General features: G+C 74.4%; 16 protein-coding genes. 11 read left to right on the top strand and 5 right to left on the bottom strand.

The window, feature by feature from the left end; translation table 11 throughout:
- Positions 1-56: 56 nt before the first annotated feature.
- The 8 genes from H283_RS0110835 to H283_RS0110800 all read left to right on the top strand — a co-directional run bounded on the left by H283_RS0110835 (position 57) and on the right by H283_RS0110800 (position 11217).
- Positions 57-1334, top strand: a complete 1278-nt coding sequence (locus H283_RS0110835) for an MFS transporter (RefSeq protein WP_020143543.1) — start codon at positions 57-59, stop codon at positions 1332-1334.
- Positions 1303-3471 (top strand): acyltransferase family protein, encoded by a 2169-nt coding sequence (locus tag H283_RS0110830; RefSeq protein ID WP_196805967.1) that lies wholly within the window; start codon positions 1303-1305, stop codon positions 3469-3471. Before H283_RS0110835 ends, H283_RS0110830 begins: the two co-directional genes overlap by 32 nt.
- A gap of 95 nt (positions 3472-3566) precedes the next feature.
- A complete protein-coding gene (locus H283_RS24775; RefSeq protein ID WP_051103620.1) occupies positions 3567-3821 on the top strand; it encodes a helix-turn-helix domain-containing protein in 255 nt (84 codons plus the stop codon).
- Positions 3822-3905: 84 nt separating this feature from the next.
- Positions 3906-5213, top strand: a complete 1308-nt coding sequence (locus H283_RS0110820) for an SWIM zinc finger domain-containing protein (protein ID WP_028785504.1) — start codon at positions 3906-3908, stop codon at positions 5211-5213.
- On the top strand, positions 5210-6730 hold the full coding sequence (locus H283_RS24770; protein WP_020143539.1) for a DUF5691 domain-containing protein: 1521 nt from the start codon (positions 5210-5212) through the stop codon (positions 6728-6730). The genes H283_RS0110820 and H283_RS24770 overlap by 4 nt, the downstream gene beginning before the upstream one ends.
- Positions 6727-7824, top strand: a complete 1098-nt coding sequence (locus H283_RS0110810; RefSeq protein WP_020143538.1) for an AAA family ATPase — start codon at positions 6727-6729, stop codon at positions 7822-7824. The genes H283_RS24770 and H283_RS0110810 overlap by 4 nt, the downstream gene beginning before the upstream one ends.
- Before the next feature lie 4 nt (positions 7825-7828).
- Positions 7829-10054 carry a DUF5682 family protein gene (locus tag H283_RS28135; RefSeq protein WP_231372264.1) on the top strand — a complete coding sequence of 742 codons (2226 nt, stop codon included), beginning with the start codon at positions 7829-7831 and terminating at the stop codon, positions 10052-10054.
- Positions 10051-11217, top strand: a complete 1167-nt coding sequence (locus H283_RS0110800; RefSeq protein ID WP_020143536.1) for a VWA domain-containing protein — start codon at positions 10051-10053, stop codon at positions 11215-11217. Before H283_RS28135 ends, H283_RS0110800 begins: the two co-directional genes overlap by 4 nt.
- On the opposite strand, the gene H283_RS0110795 is transcribed toward H283_RS0110800, so the two are convergent.
- On the bottom strand, positions 11210-11623 hold the full coding sequence (locus H283_RS0110795) for a RidA family protein (protein WP_020143535.1): 414 nt from the start codon (positions 11621-11623) through the stop codon (positions 11210-11212). The two genes, H283_RS0110800 and H283_RS0110795, sit on opposite strands and share 8 nt — an antisense overlap.
- Positions 11624-11689: 66 nt before the next feature.
- On the opposite strand from H283_RS0110795, the gene H283_RS0110790 reads away from it, so the two are divergent.
- Positions 11690-12322 (top strand): uridine kinase, encoded by a 633-nt coding sequence (locus tag H283_RS0110790; protein ID WP_020143534.1) that lies wholly within the window; start codon positions 11690-11692, stop codon positions 12320-12322.
- Here H283_RS0110790 and H283_RS26630 read toward each other — a convergent pair.
- The 3 genes from H283_RS26630 to H283_RS0110775 all read right to left on the bottom strand — a co-directional run bounded on the left by H283_RS26630 (position 12317) and on the right by H283_RS0110775 (position 14439).
- The gene (locus H283_RS26630) at positions 12317-13258 is read right to left on the bottom strand and encodes an alpha/beta hydrolase (RefSeq protein ID WP_020143533.1); all 942 of its coding nucleotides are present in this window, start codon (positions 13256-13258) and stop codon (positions 12317-12319) included. The two genes, H283_RS0110790 and H283_RS26630, sit on opposite strands and share 6 nt — an antisense overlap.
- A gap of 118 nt (positions 13259-13376) precedes the next feature.
- Positions 13377-13985: a hypothetical protein gene (locus H283_RS0110780; protein ID WP_020143532.1), complete on the bottom strand. Its 609-nt coding sequence runs from the start codon at positions 13983-13985 to the stop codon at positions 13377-13379.
- A gap of 55 nt (positions 13986-14040) precedes the next feature.
- Positions 14041-14439, bottom strand: a complete 399-nt coding sequence (locus tag H283_RS0110775; protein ID WP_020143531.1) for a hypothetical protein — start codon at positions 14437-14439, stop codon at positions 14041-14043.
- 226 nt (positions 14440-14665) lie between these two features.
- On the opposite strand from H283_RS0110775, the gene H283_RS0110770 reads away from it, so the two are divergent.
- A complete protein-coding gene (locus H283_RS0110770) occupies positions 14666-15568 on the top strand; it encodes an aminoglycoside phosphotransferase family protein (protein WP_020143530.1) in 903 nt (300 codons plus the stop codon).
- A gap of 112 nt (positions 15569-15680) precedes the next feature.
- On the top strand, positions 15681-16358 hold the full coding sequence (locus H283_RS0110765; protein WP_020143529.1) for a hemerythrin domain-containing protein: 678 nt from the start codon (positions 15681-15683) through the stop codon (positions 16356-16358).
- Here H283_RS0110765 and H283_RS24760 read toward each other — a convergent pair.
- Entirely contained in the window at positions 16336-18759 is a 2424-nt protein-coding gene (locus H283_RS24760) for a helix-turn-helix domain-containing protein (RefSeq protein ID WP_196805966.1), read from the bottom strand. The two genes, H283_RS0110765 and H283_RS24760, sit on opposite strands and share 23 nt — an antisense overlap.
- Positions 18760-18787 lie beyond the last annotated feature (28 nt).

Below are 18787 nucleotides of genomic sequence, written 5' to 3'. Positions count from 1 at the left end.
GTCACCCGGCTGGTATGCATTGGTGCGCACGAGCTGACCGACCTAGCGTCGAGCGCATGACCTGGGCCGGACACCTCCCCGCGAGCCGCGAGTACCGCCGCATCCTCGTCGGGCTCGGTGCGGCGGGCATCGCGACGTTCGCGCAGCTCTACTCACCGCAGGGACTGCTGCCCACCCTCGCGCGCGGCCTCGAGGTCAGCCCCGCCGACGCAGCCCTGTCGGTCTCCCTCGCGACCCTCGGCGTCGCCGTCTCCGTCCTGCCGTGGTCGTGGATCGCCGACCGCGTCGGCCGGCTGCGCGCCATGCAGGTGGCCATCGTCGCCTCGACCGGGCTCGGGGTCGCCGTCGCGCTCGCACCCGGGATCGAGGCCCTGCTCGCCCTGCGCCTCGTCGAGGGCATGGCCCTCGGTGGGCTTCCCGCCCTCGCCGTCACCTACCTCCACGACGAGGTGCATGCCCGCCACACGGCGGCAGCGGCCGCGGCCTACATCTCGGGCACGACGGTCGGGGGCGCCGCCGGGCGGCTGATCGCCGGACCCCTCGCCGGCGTCGTCGGCTGGCGTCCGGCCCTGCTCACCGTGGCCGCCGTGTGTGCGCTCGCATCCGCCGTCTTCCTGCGGCTCATGCCGCGGGCCCGTGGCTACCGGCCGACGACCGCCGCCACCGCGCGGACCGTCGTGGACGGCATACGCACGAGCCTGCGGGACCCGGCGCTGCTGGCGCTCTACGCCCAGGGCGCCCTCCTCATGGGCGGGTTCGTCGCGGTCTACAACTACCTCGCCTTCCGGCTCGAGGGCCCGGAGTTCGCGCTGCCCGCGACGGTCGGGTCGCTGATCTTCGCCGCGTATGCCGCCGGCACCGTCAGCTCGCGCCTCACCGGCCGCTGGGTGCCGCGTCTCGGGCGGCGGCGCGTGCTCGTCACGGGCACCGTGACCATGGCAGTCGGCGCCCTCCTCACGCTGTCGGTCGCGCTGCCCGTCGTCGTCGTCGGGCTCCTCGTCCTCACCGCCGGCTTCTTCGCCGCCCACGCGACGGCATCCGCCTGGGTCGGCGCTCGCGCGACGACCGGGCGCGCCCAGGCGACCGCGCTCTACAACGTCGCCTACTACAGCGGGTCCGCCCTGTTCGGCTGGCTGCTCGGCTACGCCTGGTCCGGCCCCGGGTGGGCCGTCGTCGCCGGCGTCGTCGTCGTGCTGGCAGCGGTCGCCCTGGCGCTCGCGCTGACCGCGCTGCCCGGCCGCGATCGCGTCGGCACCGGCGTTACCGTCTCCCCGGAGGCTCGCGCGGTGCATGCTGTCCCGCATGAGCGACGGTCCGGTGGGGGGACCGCGTAGGGCGGACATCCAGGGCCTCAGGGCCGTGACCGTGACCGCCGTCATCGCCTTCCACCTCTTCGGCTGGCCGAGCGGCGGCTACCTCGGTGTCGACGCCTTCTTCGTCGTGTCCGGCTTCGTCATCACCGGGGTGCTCGTCCGCGAGCGCGACCGCACCGGACGGATCTCGTTGCGCGACTTCTGGATCCGTCGGGCTCGACGGATCCTGCCCCTCGCGCTGCTCGTCATCGCCGCCGTCGTCGTCATCGCACCCTGGGCCTGGGCCGGGGCCAAGGTCGCCTCGATCCGCAGCGACGCGCTGTGGGCCGCGCTCTTCGCCGCCAACTGGCACTATGCCGCCCGCGCCGACACGTACTTCGACACCGGGTCGGCGCCCTCGCCGCTCCTGCACTACTGGTCACTCGGGGTCGAGGAGCAGTTCTACGTCGCGTGGCCGCTGCTCGTCGTGCTCGTCGTCGCCGTCGCCGGTGGTGGGCGCCGGCACCGGGTGGCGATCGGCGCCCTCGCCGCCACCGTCGGGGCTGCATCCCTCGTGTGGGCGGCCGCCTCGACCTCCTCGGACCCGACGACCGCCTACTACTCGACGCTGACCCGCGCGTGGGAGCTCGCGCTCGGCGCCGCGCTCGCCACCGTGCCCCGGGCTGCCGTCCGCCTGGCTCCCGCGGCCCGCTCCGCGCTGTCCTGGGCGGGGCTCGCGACGGTCCTGACGGCATACGTCCTCGTCACGCCGGACACGGGCGTCCCCTGGCCGGCGGCGCTCGGGGTCGCGCTCGGGACGGTGCTCGTGCTCGTCGCCGGGATCGGTGCGCCCGCACCGGGAGCGGTGCTGCTGACGAACCCGGTGAGCGGCTACGTCGGCGACGTCTCCTACGGGCTCTACCTCTGGCACTTCCCGCTCGTCGTGCTCGCCCCGGTCGTGCTCACGAGCACAGGTGCGACGAGCGCAGCCGTCGTCCTGGCCGGGACCCTCGTTCTGGCTGTCGTGTCGCACCACCTCGTCGAGCGACCGGTCCTCGACGCGCCACGGGTCCGGAGGCGCAGCATGCTGGCCGCCGCCCTGGCGCTCGCGCTCCTCGTCGTCGGGGTCGGCGGGACCGCCACGGCCCGGCCCGACCTCTTCGCGGGTGGCACCGTCGTCGCGGCCGACGACCCGGACGGCGCCGTCCCGCCTCCGGAGGGCGAGGTGCCCGCGCCGACGGCCCCGAACCCCGAGGCGACGCCCACCCTTCCGACCTCCCCGACGACCCGCACGAGGTCCGCGGTGCCGGGCACGAGCTGGAGGCCGATCCCACTGGGCGCCAGCGGAACCCGCATCCAGGAGGGACTCCGCGGCGCCCTCGCGTCGGGGTCGTGGCCGGCCGACCTCAACCCCTCACCCGACCAGTGGCAGACGACCGCCGACCAGCGCGCCGCGATGAGCGCCTGCACGGCGACCGACGCCGAGGACCCCGAGTCGTGCACCTTCGGCAACCGCGCCGGTCCCGAGATCATCGTCTACGGCGACTCCATCGGCTTCCCGCTCCTCGCGACGGTCGAGGAGGCCTTCGGCAGGACCTACACGGTGCGCGGCATGACGAAGATCGCCTGTGCCGTCAACGGCGTCGACGCGAACTACGGCAAGGACGAGTGGGCGCTCCCCTGCGTCGACCACCGGAAGATGGTGCTCGACTACGTGCGGCGGGTGAAGCCGAAGGTCCTCATCATGACCGAGACGTACTCGTGGGCCGTTCGCCTCAAGTCCCACGCGAAGGGCGCGGCCTCGGCGAAGGAGTGGCTGGCCGCCGACCAGGCGTTCGTCGACGCGGTGCGCGGGAGCGTCGGCACCGTCGTCATCGTCGCGCCCTCGATGCCCGGCGTCGCGTTCCTCGACTGCTACCGGCCGGGCGGGTCGCCGGGACGGTGCGTCACCGGCATCCCGACGTGGTGGGCGCGAACGCGTGACGTCGAGAAGAAGGTGCAGCACGCCGTCTTCGTCGACACGACCCACTGGTACTGCGTCGACGGGCGGTGCCCCATCTTCACGACGACGACCGGGACGGTGCTCAAGGGCGACTACCTCCACACGTCGTTGCAGTACGCCCGTCAGCTCGCCCCCGACCTCGCCTACCTGCTCGAGGCCTCCGGCGTCAGGCTGTGAAGCCCGGTTCGTCGACTGACGGCAGCGAAGGTGGGTATGTTGTGGTCGATCGCGCGTCGGGGGACGCGGCGCACAGGGGACACGGGGGCAGCACCATGGCGAAAGCACACTCATCCGGCCGCGGACACGACGGCGAGGACCGGGAGCTCATGGCTCCGCACGAGGTTGCCCGGATCTTCCGGGTCTCCCCGGCCACCATCACCCGCTGGGCCCGGGTGGGCCTGCTGGCCTCGACCCGGACGCCGGGCGGTCACCGGCGGTTCGACCGCGCCAGCGTCATGGCGCACCTGGAGCGGCTCGTCCGCGAGGGTGACGCCGACCGCACCCGCAGCTCGGCCGGCGACGCCTGACCGCGGGCCGACCCGGCACGCAGAGCGACGGCATACGGCGGTCCGCCCACGGGTGTGGGAGGTGTCGGTCATGATGTGCGAGTCATGACGCGATGGACTTCCCAGCAGGTGGCCGGTCTGGCTCCCGACGCCTCGTCGCTGGCCGCTGCCCGGAGGCTCGCGCGCCCCGGGCCGTGGTCCGACACCGGCTCCACCGAGACGTTGCTCTGGGGCAAGTGCCAAGGGTCGGGCAAGACGCCCTACCAGGTGAGCATCGACCTCACCGGGCCCGCGTTCCGGTGCTCGTGCCCGAGCCGCAAGTTCCCGTGCAAGCACGGGCTCGCGCTCCTGCTGCTCTGGGTCGACGGGTCGGGGTCGGTCGCCGATGCGACCGAGGTGGCCGGGTTCGCCCAGGAGTGGGCGGCCGAGCGCTCCGCCCGGGCCGAGGCCAAGGCGGCCGGGGACACCGCTCGCCCGGCGAGGACCCCCGACCCCGCGGCCGCGGCGAAGCGCCTCGCGGAGCGGCTCGCTCTCATGGACGACGGCATGGACGACTTCGCGCGGTGGCTCACCGACCTCGCGCGCAGCGGCACGGCAGCCGCCAGGCACCAGTCCTACGCGTGGTGGGACGCCACGGCCGCGCGCCTCGTCGACGCGCACCTGCCCGGGCTCGCCGACGACGTGCGCTCCGTCGGCGGCGCGGTGACCGGACGCCCCGACTGGGCCGAGCGCCTGCTCGTCGCGCTCGGTCGCTGGTGGACCGCCACCCGGGCCTGGTCCGCACGCGAGTCCCTCGACGAGGCGCGGCTCGGCGACCTGCGCGCCTACCTCGGCTGGTCGACGAGCACCGAGTCGGTGCGTCAGGGCGACGCAGTGACCGATCGTTGGCTCGTCCTCGGCGCGCACCGCACCGACGACGGCCGCCTCCAGCAGCAGCGCACGTGGCTGCGCGGGAGCGCCACGGGTGAGACGGTGCAGGTGCTCGACTTCGCGGCCGGAGGCCAGGTGCTGCCGGTCGCGCGCATCGTCGGCTCCGGACTCGACGCGACGCTGGCCCGCTACCCCGGCGCCGCCGTGCGGCGGGCCCTCTTCGTCGACGAGCCCACCGTCTCCGACGGCGAGGTGCGTATGCCGTCCGGTGTGTCCCTCGAGGACGCGCGGTCGGCGGCGGCCGAGACGTGGGGCCGCAACCCGTGGGCGCGCCGCATCCCCGTCGTCCTGTCGGACGTGCGCGTCGGCGTCGACCGGGTCGTCGACGCGGACGGTGCGAGCGTCCCCCTGACCGACGACGCCGACGTGTGGTCGCTGCTCGCCCTGACCGGCGGAGGGCCGGCGCGCGTCTTCGGCGAGCTCGAGGAGACCCGCCTGCGGCCGCTCACCGTCGTGCTCGACGGCGAGGTGGTCGGGCTGTGAGCGACCTCGACACGTGGTGGCGCGACGTCGGCAACGCCGCGCTGCTGGGCACGGCGCGCAGGCCGGCGCCCCCGCTGCCCGACCTCGGGCGCGCCGGCGTCCTGGGACGTTCCGGTGAGTCCTCCCGCGAGGAGGCCCTCCTCGACGCCGCGGCGCTGGGTGGCGCGGCCGTGCGCGCGGGGCGCCGACTCGGCCACGCCGAGCCACCGGAGGCCGCCCCCGACGACCACCGCCCCGTCGCTCCGCGCCGGGCCGTCCAGCTGCTCGAGCTCGTCATGACCCAGCCCCCGGCCGGGGCCCAGCAGCGCAGCGCCCTGCTCGCGCACTGGCTGGGTGCCGCCGACGACGCCGGCTGTCGGGTGCCGCACGCCCTGCTGCCGACCGTGCTCGGGCTCGCCACCGGCGTGCGCGAGCTGCGCCGCCCGACGGCCGCGGTGCTCGACGAGCGGGGCCGGTGGCTGGCGGGGCTGCGCGAGGAGTGGTCGTGGGTCGCCGACGCCTCTGCGGGCGCCGAGGCCCGCACCGCGTCGCGCAGGACGGGCACCGCGCCCCCGGCCGACGACTGGGCCCGTCTGCCCTCGACCGACCGGGTCAGCGTGCTCGCGAGTGTCCGGGCCCACGATCCGGCAGCGGCACGCGAGCTCGTCCGCTCCACCTGGGCGACCGACGCGGCACGCGATCGTCGGGCACACCTCGACGTGCTGCGCATCGCCCTCGGCCCCGACGACGAGCCGCTCCTCGAGGAGGCTCTCGACGACCGGGCCGCGAGCGTCCGTGAGCTGGCGGCCGAGCTGCTCGACGCCCTCCCGGGATCGGCCCGGGCCGCCCGCATGGCCGCCCGGCTGCGACCCCTCGTGCGGCGCAGCGGCCTGCTCGGTCGCGCCGTCGAGGTGACCCTGCCCGACGAGCCCGACCCGGACGCCGTGCGCGACGGCCTCGGCAAGCCCCCGCCGCGCCGCTCCGCCCGCGGCTGGTGGCTCGAGCAGCTCTGCGCCGGCGCCTCGCTGGAGCTCTGGGCCGAGCTGACCGGCGCCGGTCCGGTGGCGACGGTCAAGCGCCTCACCGACGCGCAGGCGACGGACGCCCTGGCCGGCATACGCCGTGCCGCGCGAGTCCGACGCGACCCCGAGTGGGCGGCCGCCCTGCTCGACGGCGGCTGGGACCCGACGCTCGTGCCCGCCCTCCCGCGCGAGCTGCGTGAGCGAGCCGTGCTGAAGCGCATCGACGCGACGAGCACCAGGCCCCACCACGCAGCCGCCGTCATCGCAGCCGTCGAGCCCCCGTGGTCGGCGGACTACAGCGTCGCGCTCGTGTCCCGGCTACGTGCTGCACCCCAGGGCTCGGCGATCGTCGTGGCGACGATGCCCTACCTTGTCGCCGGGCTGCACCCCGCCGCGCTCGACGAGGTCGAGCGCTGGCTCGAGTCCACCGGCGCCGACCAGACGTTGACGACCAACCTGCGCAACCTGCTCCAGTTCCACTCCGTCAAGCGATCGATCACCGAGGCCTTCAGATGAGCGAACCACTCTCTCCCACCACGGTCCTGCGCGCCCACGCCGAGGACGCGTATGCCGCCGAGCTGGCCGCCCTCGCCGCCTCCGACGACCGGCCCCGGCCGCCGCGCTGGCGGCTGTCGCCGTGGGCCGTCACGACCTATCTCCTCGGCGGCACGCTCGACGACGGCACCGAGATCACGCCGAAGTACCTCGGGTCGCGACGGCTCATGGAGGTCGCCGTCGCCTCCCTCGCCACCGACCGGGCCCTGCTGCTCCTGGGCGTCCCGGGCACGGCCAAGACCTGGGTCAGCGAGCACCTCGCGGCCGCCGTCAGCGGCTCGTCGACGCTCGTCGTCCAGGGCACGGCGGGCACGCCCGAGGAGTCGCTGCGCTACGGCTGGAACTACGCGCGGCTGCTCGCCGAGGGACCGACGCGCGGCGCGCTCGTGCCGAGCCCGGTCATGCGAGCCATGGAGACGGGCACCCTCGTGCGCATCGAGGAGCTGACCCGCATCCCGGCCGACGTCCAGGACGCCCTCATCACGATCCTGTCGGAGAAGCACCTGCCGATCCCCGAGCTCGACTCCGAGGTGCAGGCGCAGCAGGGCTTCAACGTCATCGCCACCGCCAACAACCGCGACAAGGGGGTCAACGACCTCTCGTCGGCCCTCAAGCGCCGCTTCAACACCCTCGTGCTGCCGCTGCCCGACACCCTCGCGCAGGAGGTCGAGATCGTCCGCACCCGCGTCGACTCGCTCGGGCGCTCGCTCGAGCTGCCGCCCGGCCTCGAGTCCCTCGCCGAGATCGAGCGTGTCGTCACGATCTTCCGCGAGCTGCGCTCGGGGGTCACCGCGGACCAGCGGACCACGGTCAAGTCGCCGTCGGCGACCCTGTCGACCGCCGAGGCCATCTCCGTCATGACCAACGGGTTGTCGCTCGCGTCCCACTTCGGCGACGGCGTCGTCCGGGCCGACGACGTCGCGGCCGGCCTCGTCGGTGCGGTCGTCAAGGACCCGGTCCAGGACCGCATCGTCTGGCAGGAGTACCTCGAGACCGTCGTCAAGGACCGCTCGGAGTGGACCGACCTCTACCGCGCGTGCCGCGAGCTCGGCTGAGCCCGTGAGCGTTCGAGGCGTGGACGTGCGCGTCGAGGTGCTCGGCGTCCGGCACCACGGTCCGGGCTCCGCGCGGTCCGTCGGGCGCGCCCTCGAGGAGCTGCAGCCCGACGTCGTCGTCATCGAAGGGCCCCCCGAGCTCGACGCGCTCGTCCCGCTCGCCGCCGACCCCGACCTCGTGCCACCCGTGGCCGGACTCGTCTACGCGGTCGACGAGCCGAGGCGGGCTGCGTTCTACCCGTTCGCCGTCTTCTCGCCGGAGTGGGTGGCACTGCGGTGGGCGCTCGAGCACGGGGTCGACGTGCGCTTCGCCGACCTGCCCGCGACGCACCACCTCGCCGACGCCGAGGCAGAGGACCCTCCGCGTCGGCCGCGCCGTCGCGTCGACCCCATCTCGGCCCTCGCGTCGGCTGCCGGATACGACGACCCCGAGCGGTGGTGGGAAGACGCGGTCGAGCACCGCCGCACGTCGTCCCTCACCCACTTCGCCCACCTCCGCGAGGCGATGGAAGGAGTCCGCGGCGACCTCGAGGTCGATGACGATGCGCGCCGAGAGGCCTTCATGCGCAAGGTGATCCGCGCCGAGATGCGCGGCGGACGCGAGCGCGTCGCCGTCGTGTGCGGCGCCTACCACGCCCCGGCTCTCGACCCCGCGGCGTTCCCGCCGGTCAGCCGTGACAACGCGCTCACGAGCAGGCTGCCGAAGATCAAGGTCGCCGCGACGTGGGCTCCGTGGAGCTCCGAGCGCCTGTCGTATGCCAGCGGCTACGGCGCCGGGGTCCGCTCGCCCGGGTGGTACCACCACCTCTTCGTCACCCCCGACGACGAGGTCGTGCCGTCGTGGTTCGTCCGCGTCGCACGGGCCCTGCGCAGCGAGGACCTCGACGCCTCGACCGCATCGGTCGTCGAGGCGACCCGTCTCGCAGGCGCGCTGGCCGCCGTTCGGGGCCGGCCCTCGGTCGGGCTGGCCGAGCTGACCGATGCCGCCCGCGCGGTCCTCACGGAGGGATCCGACCTGCCCCTGCGGCTCGTCGACCGCACCCTCGTCATCGGTGAGCTGCTCGGGCGGGTGCCCGAGTCGACCCCGATGGTGCCGCTGGCCGGCGACCTCGCGAAGCAGCAGAGGACCCTGCGGCTCAAGGCGTCGGCCACCTCGACGGTCGTGCAGCTCGACCTGCGCCGCGAGTCCCAGCTCGCCCGGTCGGTGCTGCTGCACCGACTCGCCGTCCTCGACGTCCCGTGGGGCACGCAGGTCGACGCCGGACGCACGACGGGCACCTTCAAGGAGGCGTGGGAGCTCGAGTGGACACCCGAGCTCGCGGTAGCCGTCATCGAGGCGAGCCTCCACGGCACGACGGTCCGCAGCGCCGCCGAGTCCCGCATCGCCGAGGAGGCGCGGGAGGCGGCCGACCTCCGCGTCCTCGGGAGGCTCATCGAGGAGTGCCTGGTCGCCGACCTGCCGGAGGGACTGCGCGCCGTCGTGGCCGCGCTGGCCGAGCGCACGGCTCGGCAGCACGACACCCAAGCCCTGCTCGAGACCGTCGAGCCGCTCGCGCGGACGTGCCGCTACGGCGACGTGCGCGGGGTCGACGTGGCCGACGTGGCGCACGTGCTCCAGACCGTCGTCGTGCGCGCGTCCGTCGGGCTCCGCGCCGCGTGCTCGAGCCTCGACGACGACAGCGCGGCCGCCATGCGTGCCGCCCTCGAGGCGGCGCACCGCGGAGTGGCGCTCGTCGACCGCGACGACCTGCGCGACCCGTGGACCGAGGCACTCGTGACCGTCGGTCGCGACGAGGTCATCCACGGCGCCGTCGCCGGACGCGTCAACCGGCTGCTGCTCGACGGTGGGCACCTCACCCACGACGAGGCGGCCGCGCGCCTGAGCCGCCGGCTCTCCCCCGGCACCCCGGCCCCTGCTGCCGCCGCCTGGCTCGACGGCTTCCTCACCGGCGAGGCGCTGCTCCTCGTCCACGGCGACGACCTGCTCTCGATCATCGACGAATGGCTCGTCGGCGCGTCCGAGGAGGCCTTCGAGGACCTCCTGCCCCTCGTGCGCCGCACCTTCTCGCGCTACCAGCCCGCCGAACGCCGCCTCATCGGGACGCACCTGCGCGACCTCGCGAGCGGCAGGCACACGGCCCCGTCGTCGACCGACTCGATCGACCTCGACCGGGCCGCACCAGCGATCGCCGCGGTCGCCCGGTTGCTCGGGATGGAGGTGGCGTCGTGACCGACCGCGACCGGCTCACCCGCTGGCGGCTCGTCCTCGGTGGCGAGCAGTCCGACGGCATCGGCGATGGCGCGAGCCTCGACGCCGACGACCTCAAGCGCGACGAGGCCCTGCGCGAGCTCTACGACGGCGAGCGCCGCAGCGGACTGGGGGCGTCGGCGCCCCGCGTCGCACGCTGGCTCGGCGACATCCGTGGCTACTTCCCGTCGTCGGTCGTGCAGGTCATGCAGCACGACGCGATGGACCGCCTCGGCCTGACCCAGCTGCTCCTCGAGCCCGAGCTGATGGAGGCCGTGCAGCCCGACGTCAACCTCGTCACGACGCTCGTCGGGCTGGGCCGCGTCATCCCCGAGCGGTCGCGCGCCACGGCGCGGGCGGTCGTCCGCGTCGTCACCGACGAGCTCGAGGAGCGGCTGCGCTCGGAGACGGTGCAGGCCGTCTCCGGCGCGCTCAACCGGGCGTCACGCACCCGTCGTCCCAAGGCGTCAGACATCGACTGGAACCGCACCATCGCGGCCAACCTCAAGCACTACCAGCCCGAGCACGGCACCGTCGTGCCCGAGCGGCTCGTCGGCCACGCCCGGCGGGCGCACCGGGTCGAGCGACGGATCATCCTCTGCATCGACCAGTCCGGCTCGATGGCCGAGTCCGTCGTCTACTCCAGCGTCTTCGGCGCGGTGCTCGCCTCGCTCCGGTCTGTCGAGACACGCCTCGTCGTCTTCGACACCGCGGTCGTCGACCTCACCGACGAGCTCGACGACCCCGTCGACGTGCTCTTCGGCGTGCAGCTCGGCGGAGGCACCGACATCAACCAGGCGCTCGCCTACTGCGAGGGCCTCATCGAGCAGCCGGGCGAGACGATCCTCGTGCTCATCAGCGATCTCTACGAGGGCGGTATCGCCGAGGAGATGGTCCGGCGCGCGTCCTCCATCGTCGCGTCCGGCGCGACCATGGTCGCCCTGCTCGCGCTCAGCGACTCGGGCCGGCCGAGCTTCGACGCCGACCACGCCTCGGCCCTCGCGGCCGTCGGGGTGCCGGCGTTCGCGTGCACTCCGGACCAGTTCCCCGACCTCATGGCGACGGCCATCGAGAAGCGCGACATCACGGCGTGGGCCGCGGCCAACGACATCGTCACCACCCACGAGGCCGAGCCGGCTACCTGAGCGCCGCGACGGCCTCGATCTCCACGAGCTGGTCGGGGTAGCCGAGGACCGTCACGCCGTGCAGGGTGCTCGGCACCTCGTGCTCGCCGAAGGCGTCGTGGACGACGGTCCACGCCGCCACGAGGTCTTCCCGCACGGTCGTCGCCACGAGGACGCGCGTGTAGGCGATGTCGCCCAGCGTCGCGCCGGCGGCATCGAGAGCAGTCACGAGGTTGTCCACGCACTGCCGGGCCTGGCCTGCGATGTCGCCGGGTGCCACGGTCGCGCCGGACTCGTCGAGGGGACAGGCTCCCGCCGTGAAGAGGAGCGGGGCGGCGGCGTCGGTCGTCGCGGCATACGCGTAGGGCGCGGTGTCGGTGAGCGCGGCGGCCCTGATGAGGCGGACGGCGCTGGTGGGTCTGCTCATGGTCAGGACGCTAGTGCTCCAGCCGACCGGGCCCTGAGCGACGCGACCGGACGGCATACTCACGCCATGCGACTGCACCCCGAGGAGACCGAGGCGGGGCCGTGGCGGCCCGTCGACGACGCTGACCTCGCCCGGCTGCTGACCGGCCTGCTCAGCGGCGGGCGGGGCGTGCTTCTCGTCGACGGCCGGTCCGGGTCGGGCAAGACGACCTTCGCCGAACGAGCGGCAACGCTCCTCGGCGGTGCGGTCGTCCACACCGACGACCTCGCCTGGCACCACGACGCGATCGCGTGGGACGACCTCGCCGTCGAGCACGTCATCGGGCCGTGGCGGCGCGGCGAGGCCGTCGACCACCGCCCCCCGGGCTGGGTCGCGCAGGGGCGCGAGGGCTCGGTGACCGTCCCCGAGGGCGTACGCGTGCTCGTCCTCGAGGGGGTCGGCGCCGGCCGCGCGTCGCTGGCCACCCACGCCGACGTCGTCGTCTGGGTGCAGGCCGACCGCGACGAGGCGCGCGAGCGCGGGCTCCGGCGCGACGTCGAGCTCGGTCGCACGCGAGCAGAGGCCGAGCGGTTCTGGGATGAGTGGATGACGGCCGAGGAGCCCTTCCTCGCCGACGACCGACCGTGGCAGCGAGCCGACCTCGTGGTCAGCGGCGACGCCGGCGCCTGGGTGGTGGGGCCGGGCGGTCCTCGGTCATGACTGCAGCGCGCGCTCGAGCGCGCTCCTGATCATCGTCGGCCAGTCGTCGGGCTTCGGCACGATCCGGAGCTCGGCCTGCGACGAGAGCGCGAGCACCCGCCGCTGGTACTGCCTCCAGACACCGTCGATCGCGTCGGCGTCGACCGCCGCCGGCCACGGCTGCACCTGTGCCCGGACCAGGTCGTAGAGCGGGGTGGACGTCATCGGCAGCCGTTCGTAGGCCGTCCACGAGGCCGGGTCGAGGCTCTCCCTGTTCGTCGCGACCGTGTTGAAGCGGTCGAGGTCGGCCCACAGGCCGCCCAGCTCCGGGTCGCCCGGGTCCTTCGGCGGCAGGAGCCGGAGCAGGGCACCGGTGGGTCCGAAGTAGCCCGGCGGGACGGGGTCGAGGAGGACGACGGCCTTGGCATCGGACGCGTGCCGGCTCGTCCACGTCAGAGCGATCGGAGCCCCCAGGGAGTCGCCCAGGACGACGACGGGCCGCGTCAGCCCGAGACCCGAGATGACACCGTCGAGGTCGCCGGCGAGGCTCGCGAAGGTCTGGCGGTCGGGCACCGAGTCGCTCCGCCCGACCCCGAGCCGGTCGTAGACGCAGACACGGCCGCGCGTCGCGAGGGTCTGCGGGATCGTGCCCCACGCGTCGTCCATGGCCCGTCCGTAGTCGGCCACGAGGACGACCGACGGACCGCTGCCGGCGCACCGCGCCTTGAAGTGCCGGTCGCCGACGGCGACGTCACGCTCGGGCTCGAGGGTCGGGGTCGCTCGCACGGTCGAGGTCGCTCGCACGGTCGCGGTCGTCACGGCGCCGTCACCGGCACCGGCGGAGCCGGACGGGCAGCCCGCGAGGGCTGGTGCCAGCGCCATCGCGACCACGACGGTCAGCCACCTCGGGCCGTGGGTGGTTCCGGTCCGGTGACGGCGTGCGGTCGTGGTTCCCATCTCGGTCTCCCTCTGCGAGAGCGAGGACGTTGCGTCCTCGACCCGAGGATGACCGTTCGGGGAAGGGGTGTCTGTGCGCGCGGCGACAGAGCCGGACAGGAGCCCGGGTGCGGCGGGCTCAGGTCGACGCGGGCCGGACGAAACAGGAGCGGCAGCGGGCCTCGTAGGTGAAGGTGCCGTCGTCGGGCAGCGCCTCGGAGCCGCCGAGGCTGTCGAGGAAGGGCTCACCCGAGCGTAGGACCTGCGTGTGCGTGGCGCTGAAGTCGCGGCACTGGTCGCACACGGCACGGCGGTAGGTCACGGTGTCGGGCCCGAGCTCGAGCAGCGCCCGGACCGGGGCGAAGAGCTCGCCGCGGTGGTCGAGGTCGATGCCCGCGACGACGACACGGGTGCCGCGACGGAGCAGCTGGTCGACGACCTCGACGTCGCCGAGGTCGAACATGTGGACCTCGTCGACGGCCACGACATCGAGCTGCTCGTCGAGGGCCTCGTGCAGGCTGCTGACCTTCGTCGTCGCGAGCTCGCCACCGCTGCGGGACGTGACGCCGCTGTCACGGACGTGCCGCTCCGACTGGTAGACGCGGTGCCGCACGCGCGTGAACTGCAGCGGAGACAGCAGCGAGATCAGCGCGAGGCTCTTGCCCGACTTCATCGGCCCGAGGACGACGTCGAGCGACACCTCGGACGCGGTGCGGACGGCCTGCCTGACGTCGTCGATCGTGGTCACGGGCGAGAACGCTATCGGCCCCCGGTGTCAGTCGGTATCAGCGCCTCGCACCCGGTCATCGGCCATAGCCGTTGGCGCCGCGGATCACGTTCTCGATGCAGGTGTCGACGGTGCCCGACGTGGTCACCTCGCTCACGAGCTCCTTGGCGTGACCGGCGGCCCGAGCCTCCGCGCCGACGAGCCAGCACAGGGTCGGGTCGGGCTCGACGGGCGGCGCGGACACGTCCACCGTGTCCACCTGCGACTGGAGCATCTGGAGCTGCTCGTCCTGGTGGTTCACGAACCACAGCCAGCCGATGGTGTTGGCGACGACGAGCAGGAGCACGAGGCCCACGCTCACCGGCCGCCCGAGGGGGCGCTCCACCGCCAGCGGTGAGTCCGGGCCGCGCTGACCCGGCTGCCCGAACCGGTCGGGTGTCCCGCTCTGCGCCTCGCTCGTCACGGTGTCGTCCATGCGCTGCCCCTGTCGTCCGTGGCGCTCCCCTGCGCCGGTGAGGGGAAACGTACTCTGCCCGCGACACCGGAGGTACGCCGTCGACGTAGCAATACGCGTCGGTCGCAGGAGTGCGCGCTGCAGCGCGCACCTCTGACGGCACGGTGCACCCCCGAGGCGGCGGCGCATCTCCAGCGAGCTCCAAAAGCAGTCGCCGGCGACGCGGCTCGCGGCCTAGCGTGCCGGGATGCCGATGCACGAGGACGAGATCCGCGCGACCACCGAGCTGGTCGGGCGGCTGGTCGCCGAGCAGTGCCCGCAGTGGGCAGGGCTGCCCGTGACGGCCCTCCCCGACGACGTCGAGGGCACCGACAACGTCCTCTTCCGGCTCGGCGACTCCCTCGTCGTCCGGATGCCCAAGGTCGAGTGGGCCGCGCAGCAGGCGGACTCCGATGCCCGGTGGCTCCCTCGGCTCTCACCGCAGCTGCCCGTCAGCGTGCCGGTCCCCGTCCACCTCGGACGCCCGTCCGACGACTACCCGTGGGCGTGGTCGGTCGTCCCCTGGGTCGACGGCACGACCCCGCCCCGCCTCGGTTCCGACGACGTCCCGCTCGCCCGCGACCTCGCGGCCTTCGCCCTTCGGCTGCGTGAGGCCGACGCCACGGGCGGGCCCACCAAGCCGGCGGGATCGCGCGGCACCCCGCTCTCCCACGTCGACGCCTCGGCCCGCGCGGGCCTCGACCGCCTCCGCGGCCACGACGACGGCCTCGACCTCGCTGCCGCCGAGCGGGCCTGGGACACCTGCGTCGCCGCGCCGGACTGGGGCGGCGACCCGGTCTGGTTCCACGGCGACCTCCAGCCCGGCAACCTCGTCGTCGACGACGGCCGTCTGGCCGGCGTCATCGACTGGGGCGCGCTCGGTGTCGGCGACCCGGCGCCCGATGTCGCCGCCGCCCTGTGGACCTTCACGGGCGACGCACGAGCGCTCTACCGCGAGTTCGTCTGTCCCGACGACGCCACCTGGCTCCGGGCGTGCGGCTGGGCGCTCGCGCCGTCGCTCACCGGCATCGACTACTACCGGCACACCTTCCCGCGCATGGCCGAGCACGGGCGCCGCATGGTGCGTGCCGTCGTGGCCGAGCTGAGCTGACGCCCCACCGTGGCGGGACTGTGGGGGTGGCGTGGGCCCGCTGTGGCTGGGACCACGCGCTTCGTCGGCCGACGCTGGAGGGGTCCACTCGTCCTTGTCGAAAGGCACCACCGTGAGCACCGCGACCTTCAGCACCACCCCGACCTCCGACCGTCCGTGGGTCCACGAGATGGTCATCATCCACCGCGCCTTCCGTCGCGAGACGCGCCTGCTGCCGGGACTCGTCCGCGAGGTCGCCGACGGCGACGTCGCGCGGGCCAGGACCCTTGCCGAGGTGCTGCGCCTCGTGCTGGCCGGGCTCGAGATGCACCACACCGGTGAGGACGCCGTGCTCTGGCCGGCGTTGCTCGAACGGGCAGCGCCCTCCACCGGTCTCGTCGAGACGATGCAGGCCCAGCACCACGGGATCGAGGACCACCTCGAGCGTGTCGCGCACCTGCTGCCCCTCTGGGAGGCCGCACCGACCCGAGAGCGCGGTGCCGAGCTGGCCGACGTCCTCGACCGTTTCGCCGCCGACCTCGCCGAGCACCTCGACCTCGAGGAGCGCGAGATCCTGCCGCTGTGCGCGCGCTACGTCACCGTCGCCGAGTGGGACAGCCTCGGGCAGCACGGGATGGAGGCGATGACCCGCTCACAGCTCCCGCTGCTCTTCGGTGCACTGCTCGAGGAGTGCTCGCCCGACGAGCGTCGGGCGATGCTCGCGAAGCTGCCGCTGCCGGCCCGTGTCCTCGTGCGCACCCTCGGCGCCCGGCAGTACCGACGCTTCGTCAGCCGCGTCCGCGAAGGCTGAGGTCCGCGCTGCCCGGGGAGGCGATGTCGGCGACGACGCCGGCCGCGAAACGGGCCACCTCCTCCTGCGTTGCCGTCCGACCCGCGTCCCACGCGGCGGTGAACGCATCGGACTCCAGCTGCGTCCGGGCGACGGCCAGTCCGGACTCGGCACCGAGGCGCGAGGGCGGGTAGTGCGGGTCCACCGCGGTCGTGTCACCGAGTGTCGCTGCCGCGCCGAAGAGGTAGGCCGCGGACGTGGGTCGACCCGACCGCCCCGCCACCCCGGCGAGCTCGGGAACGGCGTAGCCGAGCGTCCATCCGAGCCGTAGGGGGAACGACACGGCGAGGGACTCGCCGAGGAGAGCCGCTGCGGTGGCGTCGTCCCCGGCGACCTGGCGGGCCGTCGCGAGAGTGTTGAGCGAGGTGGCGAGGCCGAACTCGTTGCCGAGCGCCCTCGCCGCCACGACCGCCTCCTCGAGCTGTCGCGTCGCGACCTCGGCGTCGCCCGCGAGCAGGAGCGCCTGTCCGCGCCCCAGCTGCACCTGCAGCCGCGCCCACAGCCGCGCGTCGCCCTCGCGAGGCTCCTGGGTGCCCACGTCCTCCGCCCGCGCCTCGGCCAGGGCCAGGAGGCGCTCCCCCGCGGACAGGTCGCCGGCGAAGATCGCACCGAGCCCACTGAGCAGGACCGCCTCCACCAGGAGGAGGGCGTCGCCGGCGCGCTCGGACAACCGGATCGCCACGTCGCCGAGCATCCGGAGCGCACCGACCTCGCCGACGACGAGCATGAGCCCCATGCGGCCGACAGCCACGCGGGCCACGGACATCGGGGTGCCGGTGCCTTCGACCCGTTCGAGCCACTCGAGCCCCTCTCGCACGCGCCCGCGCATCGCGAAGTACGGCCAGAGGCCGCCGGCGAGGTCGGCGGCCTCTGGCACGCGGCCGAGCTCGAGGAGCCGGAGCAGTCCCGACCTGAGGTTGCCGCGCTCGGCCTCGACGCGGTCGAGCACCGGTCCGATACCGGCGGACCACAGTCGCCGGTGCGCGTCCACCGCCACCTGGCGGGCATGCACGGCGTGCGCGTCGGCCGCCGGCAGCGCGAGACCCGCAGCGTGCGCCTCGGTGATCGCGTACTGCCGCACCGGCTCGAGGAGGCGGAAGCGGGGAACGCCGTCCGGCGAGGGCGCCGGCAGCACGAGCGCCTGATCGACGAGGGCGGCGACGCGTGGCACCACGTCGTCTGCGTGGACCGTCGGGGGTGGCTCCACCAGGGCCTCCACGGCGGTGAGCCAGTCGAGCGAGAAGCCGCCGGAGAACACCGCTGCGCGCAGGAACAGGTCGCGCTGCTCGGGCTCCAGCAGGCCGACGCTGCCGTCGAGCACGGCCGTCATGCTGCGCTGCCGCACGGGCAGGTCGCGCGGGCCTGCAACGCCCACGTCGGTGGTGCCGGCCTCGAGCCGCGCCAGCAGCGCGTCGGGCGGCAGGACGCGCGCGGCAGCGGCGGCCAGCTCGATGGCCAGCGGGAGTCCGTCGAGGCGTCGGGTGATGGCGGCGAGTGTCGCGGCTCCGGCTGCGCCGTCGGGCACCTGACCGCCGACCGCCGAGGCGCGGTCCAGGAACATCGCGACCGCGGGAGAAGCAGCGAGCGCAGTCAGGTCTGCGGCCCCGTCATCGAGGCCGGGCAGGGCGAGCGGCACCACCGGCACCACCTGCTCGGCGCGCACCCGCAGCGGTGCGCGACTCGTGGCGAGCACCGTGAGCCCCGGCGCGTGCCCGAGCAGGTCGGCCAGGCGGGGCCCGCACGCGACGACCTGCTCGAGGTTGTCGAGGACGAGCAGCACCCGACGACCGGCGAGGTGCCCAGCGACCCGCTCCACGAGGTGCACCGTCCCGGTCGGTTCCTCGACCACCCCGAGCGCCGCCGCGACCTGTGGCAGCACCTCGTCCGGCTCACGCACGGCCGCGAGGTCGAGCAGGCGTACGCCGCCGGGAAAGGCGTCGCGAACCCTCGCCGCCACCTCCGTCGCGAGGCGCGTCTTCCCGACGCCGCCCGGGCCGGTGAGCGTGAGGAACCGGGCGCCGTGCACGGTCAGGAGGTCTGCGACACGCGTCAGGTCCTCGTCGCGGCCGAAGATCGGCGCCAGTCCCGACCCCGCGAAGGCGCCAGCCGCTGCTGCCGGCCCGCCCCGGGACGGCACCGCTGCCACGAGGGCAGCGCGTTCCGCGTCGCCGAGGAGGAGGGCGTCGGCCAGTGCCCGGACCGTGTGCGGGTGCGGACGGCGTCGCTCGCCGCGCTCGAGGGCGCCGATCGCCTTGACGCTGAGGCCGGATCGCTCCGACAGCTCCTCCTGCGTCAACGACCTGGCCTCGCGCAGGGCGCGGAGCCGCGCAGCGAACGCGCCGACGGCCGAGGTCCCCACCACGAGCCGACGGTAGCGCGCCGGCCGGCCG

The organism is Terracoccus sp. 273MFTsu3.1, assembly GCF_000383675.1.
Classification (GTDB): domain Bacteria; phylum Actinomycetota; class Actinomycetes; order Actinomycetales; family Dermatophilaceae; genus Terrabacter.
Note: the sequence above shows the minus strand (reverse complement) of the source record. Positions and strands in the feature narration are given on the sequence as shown.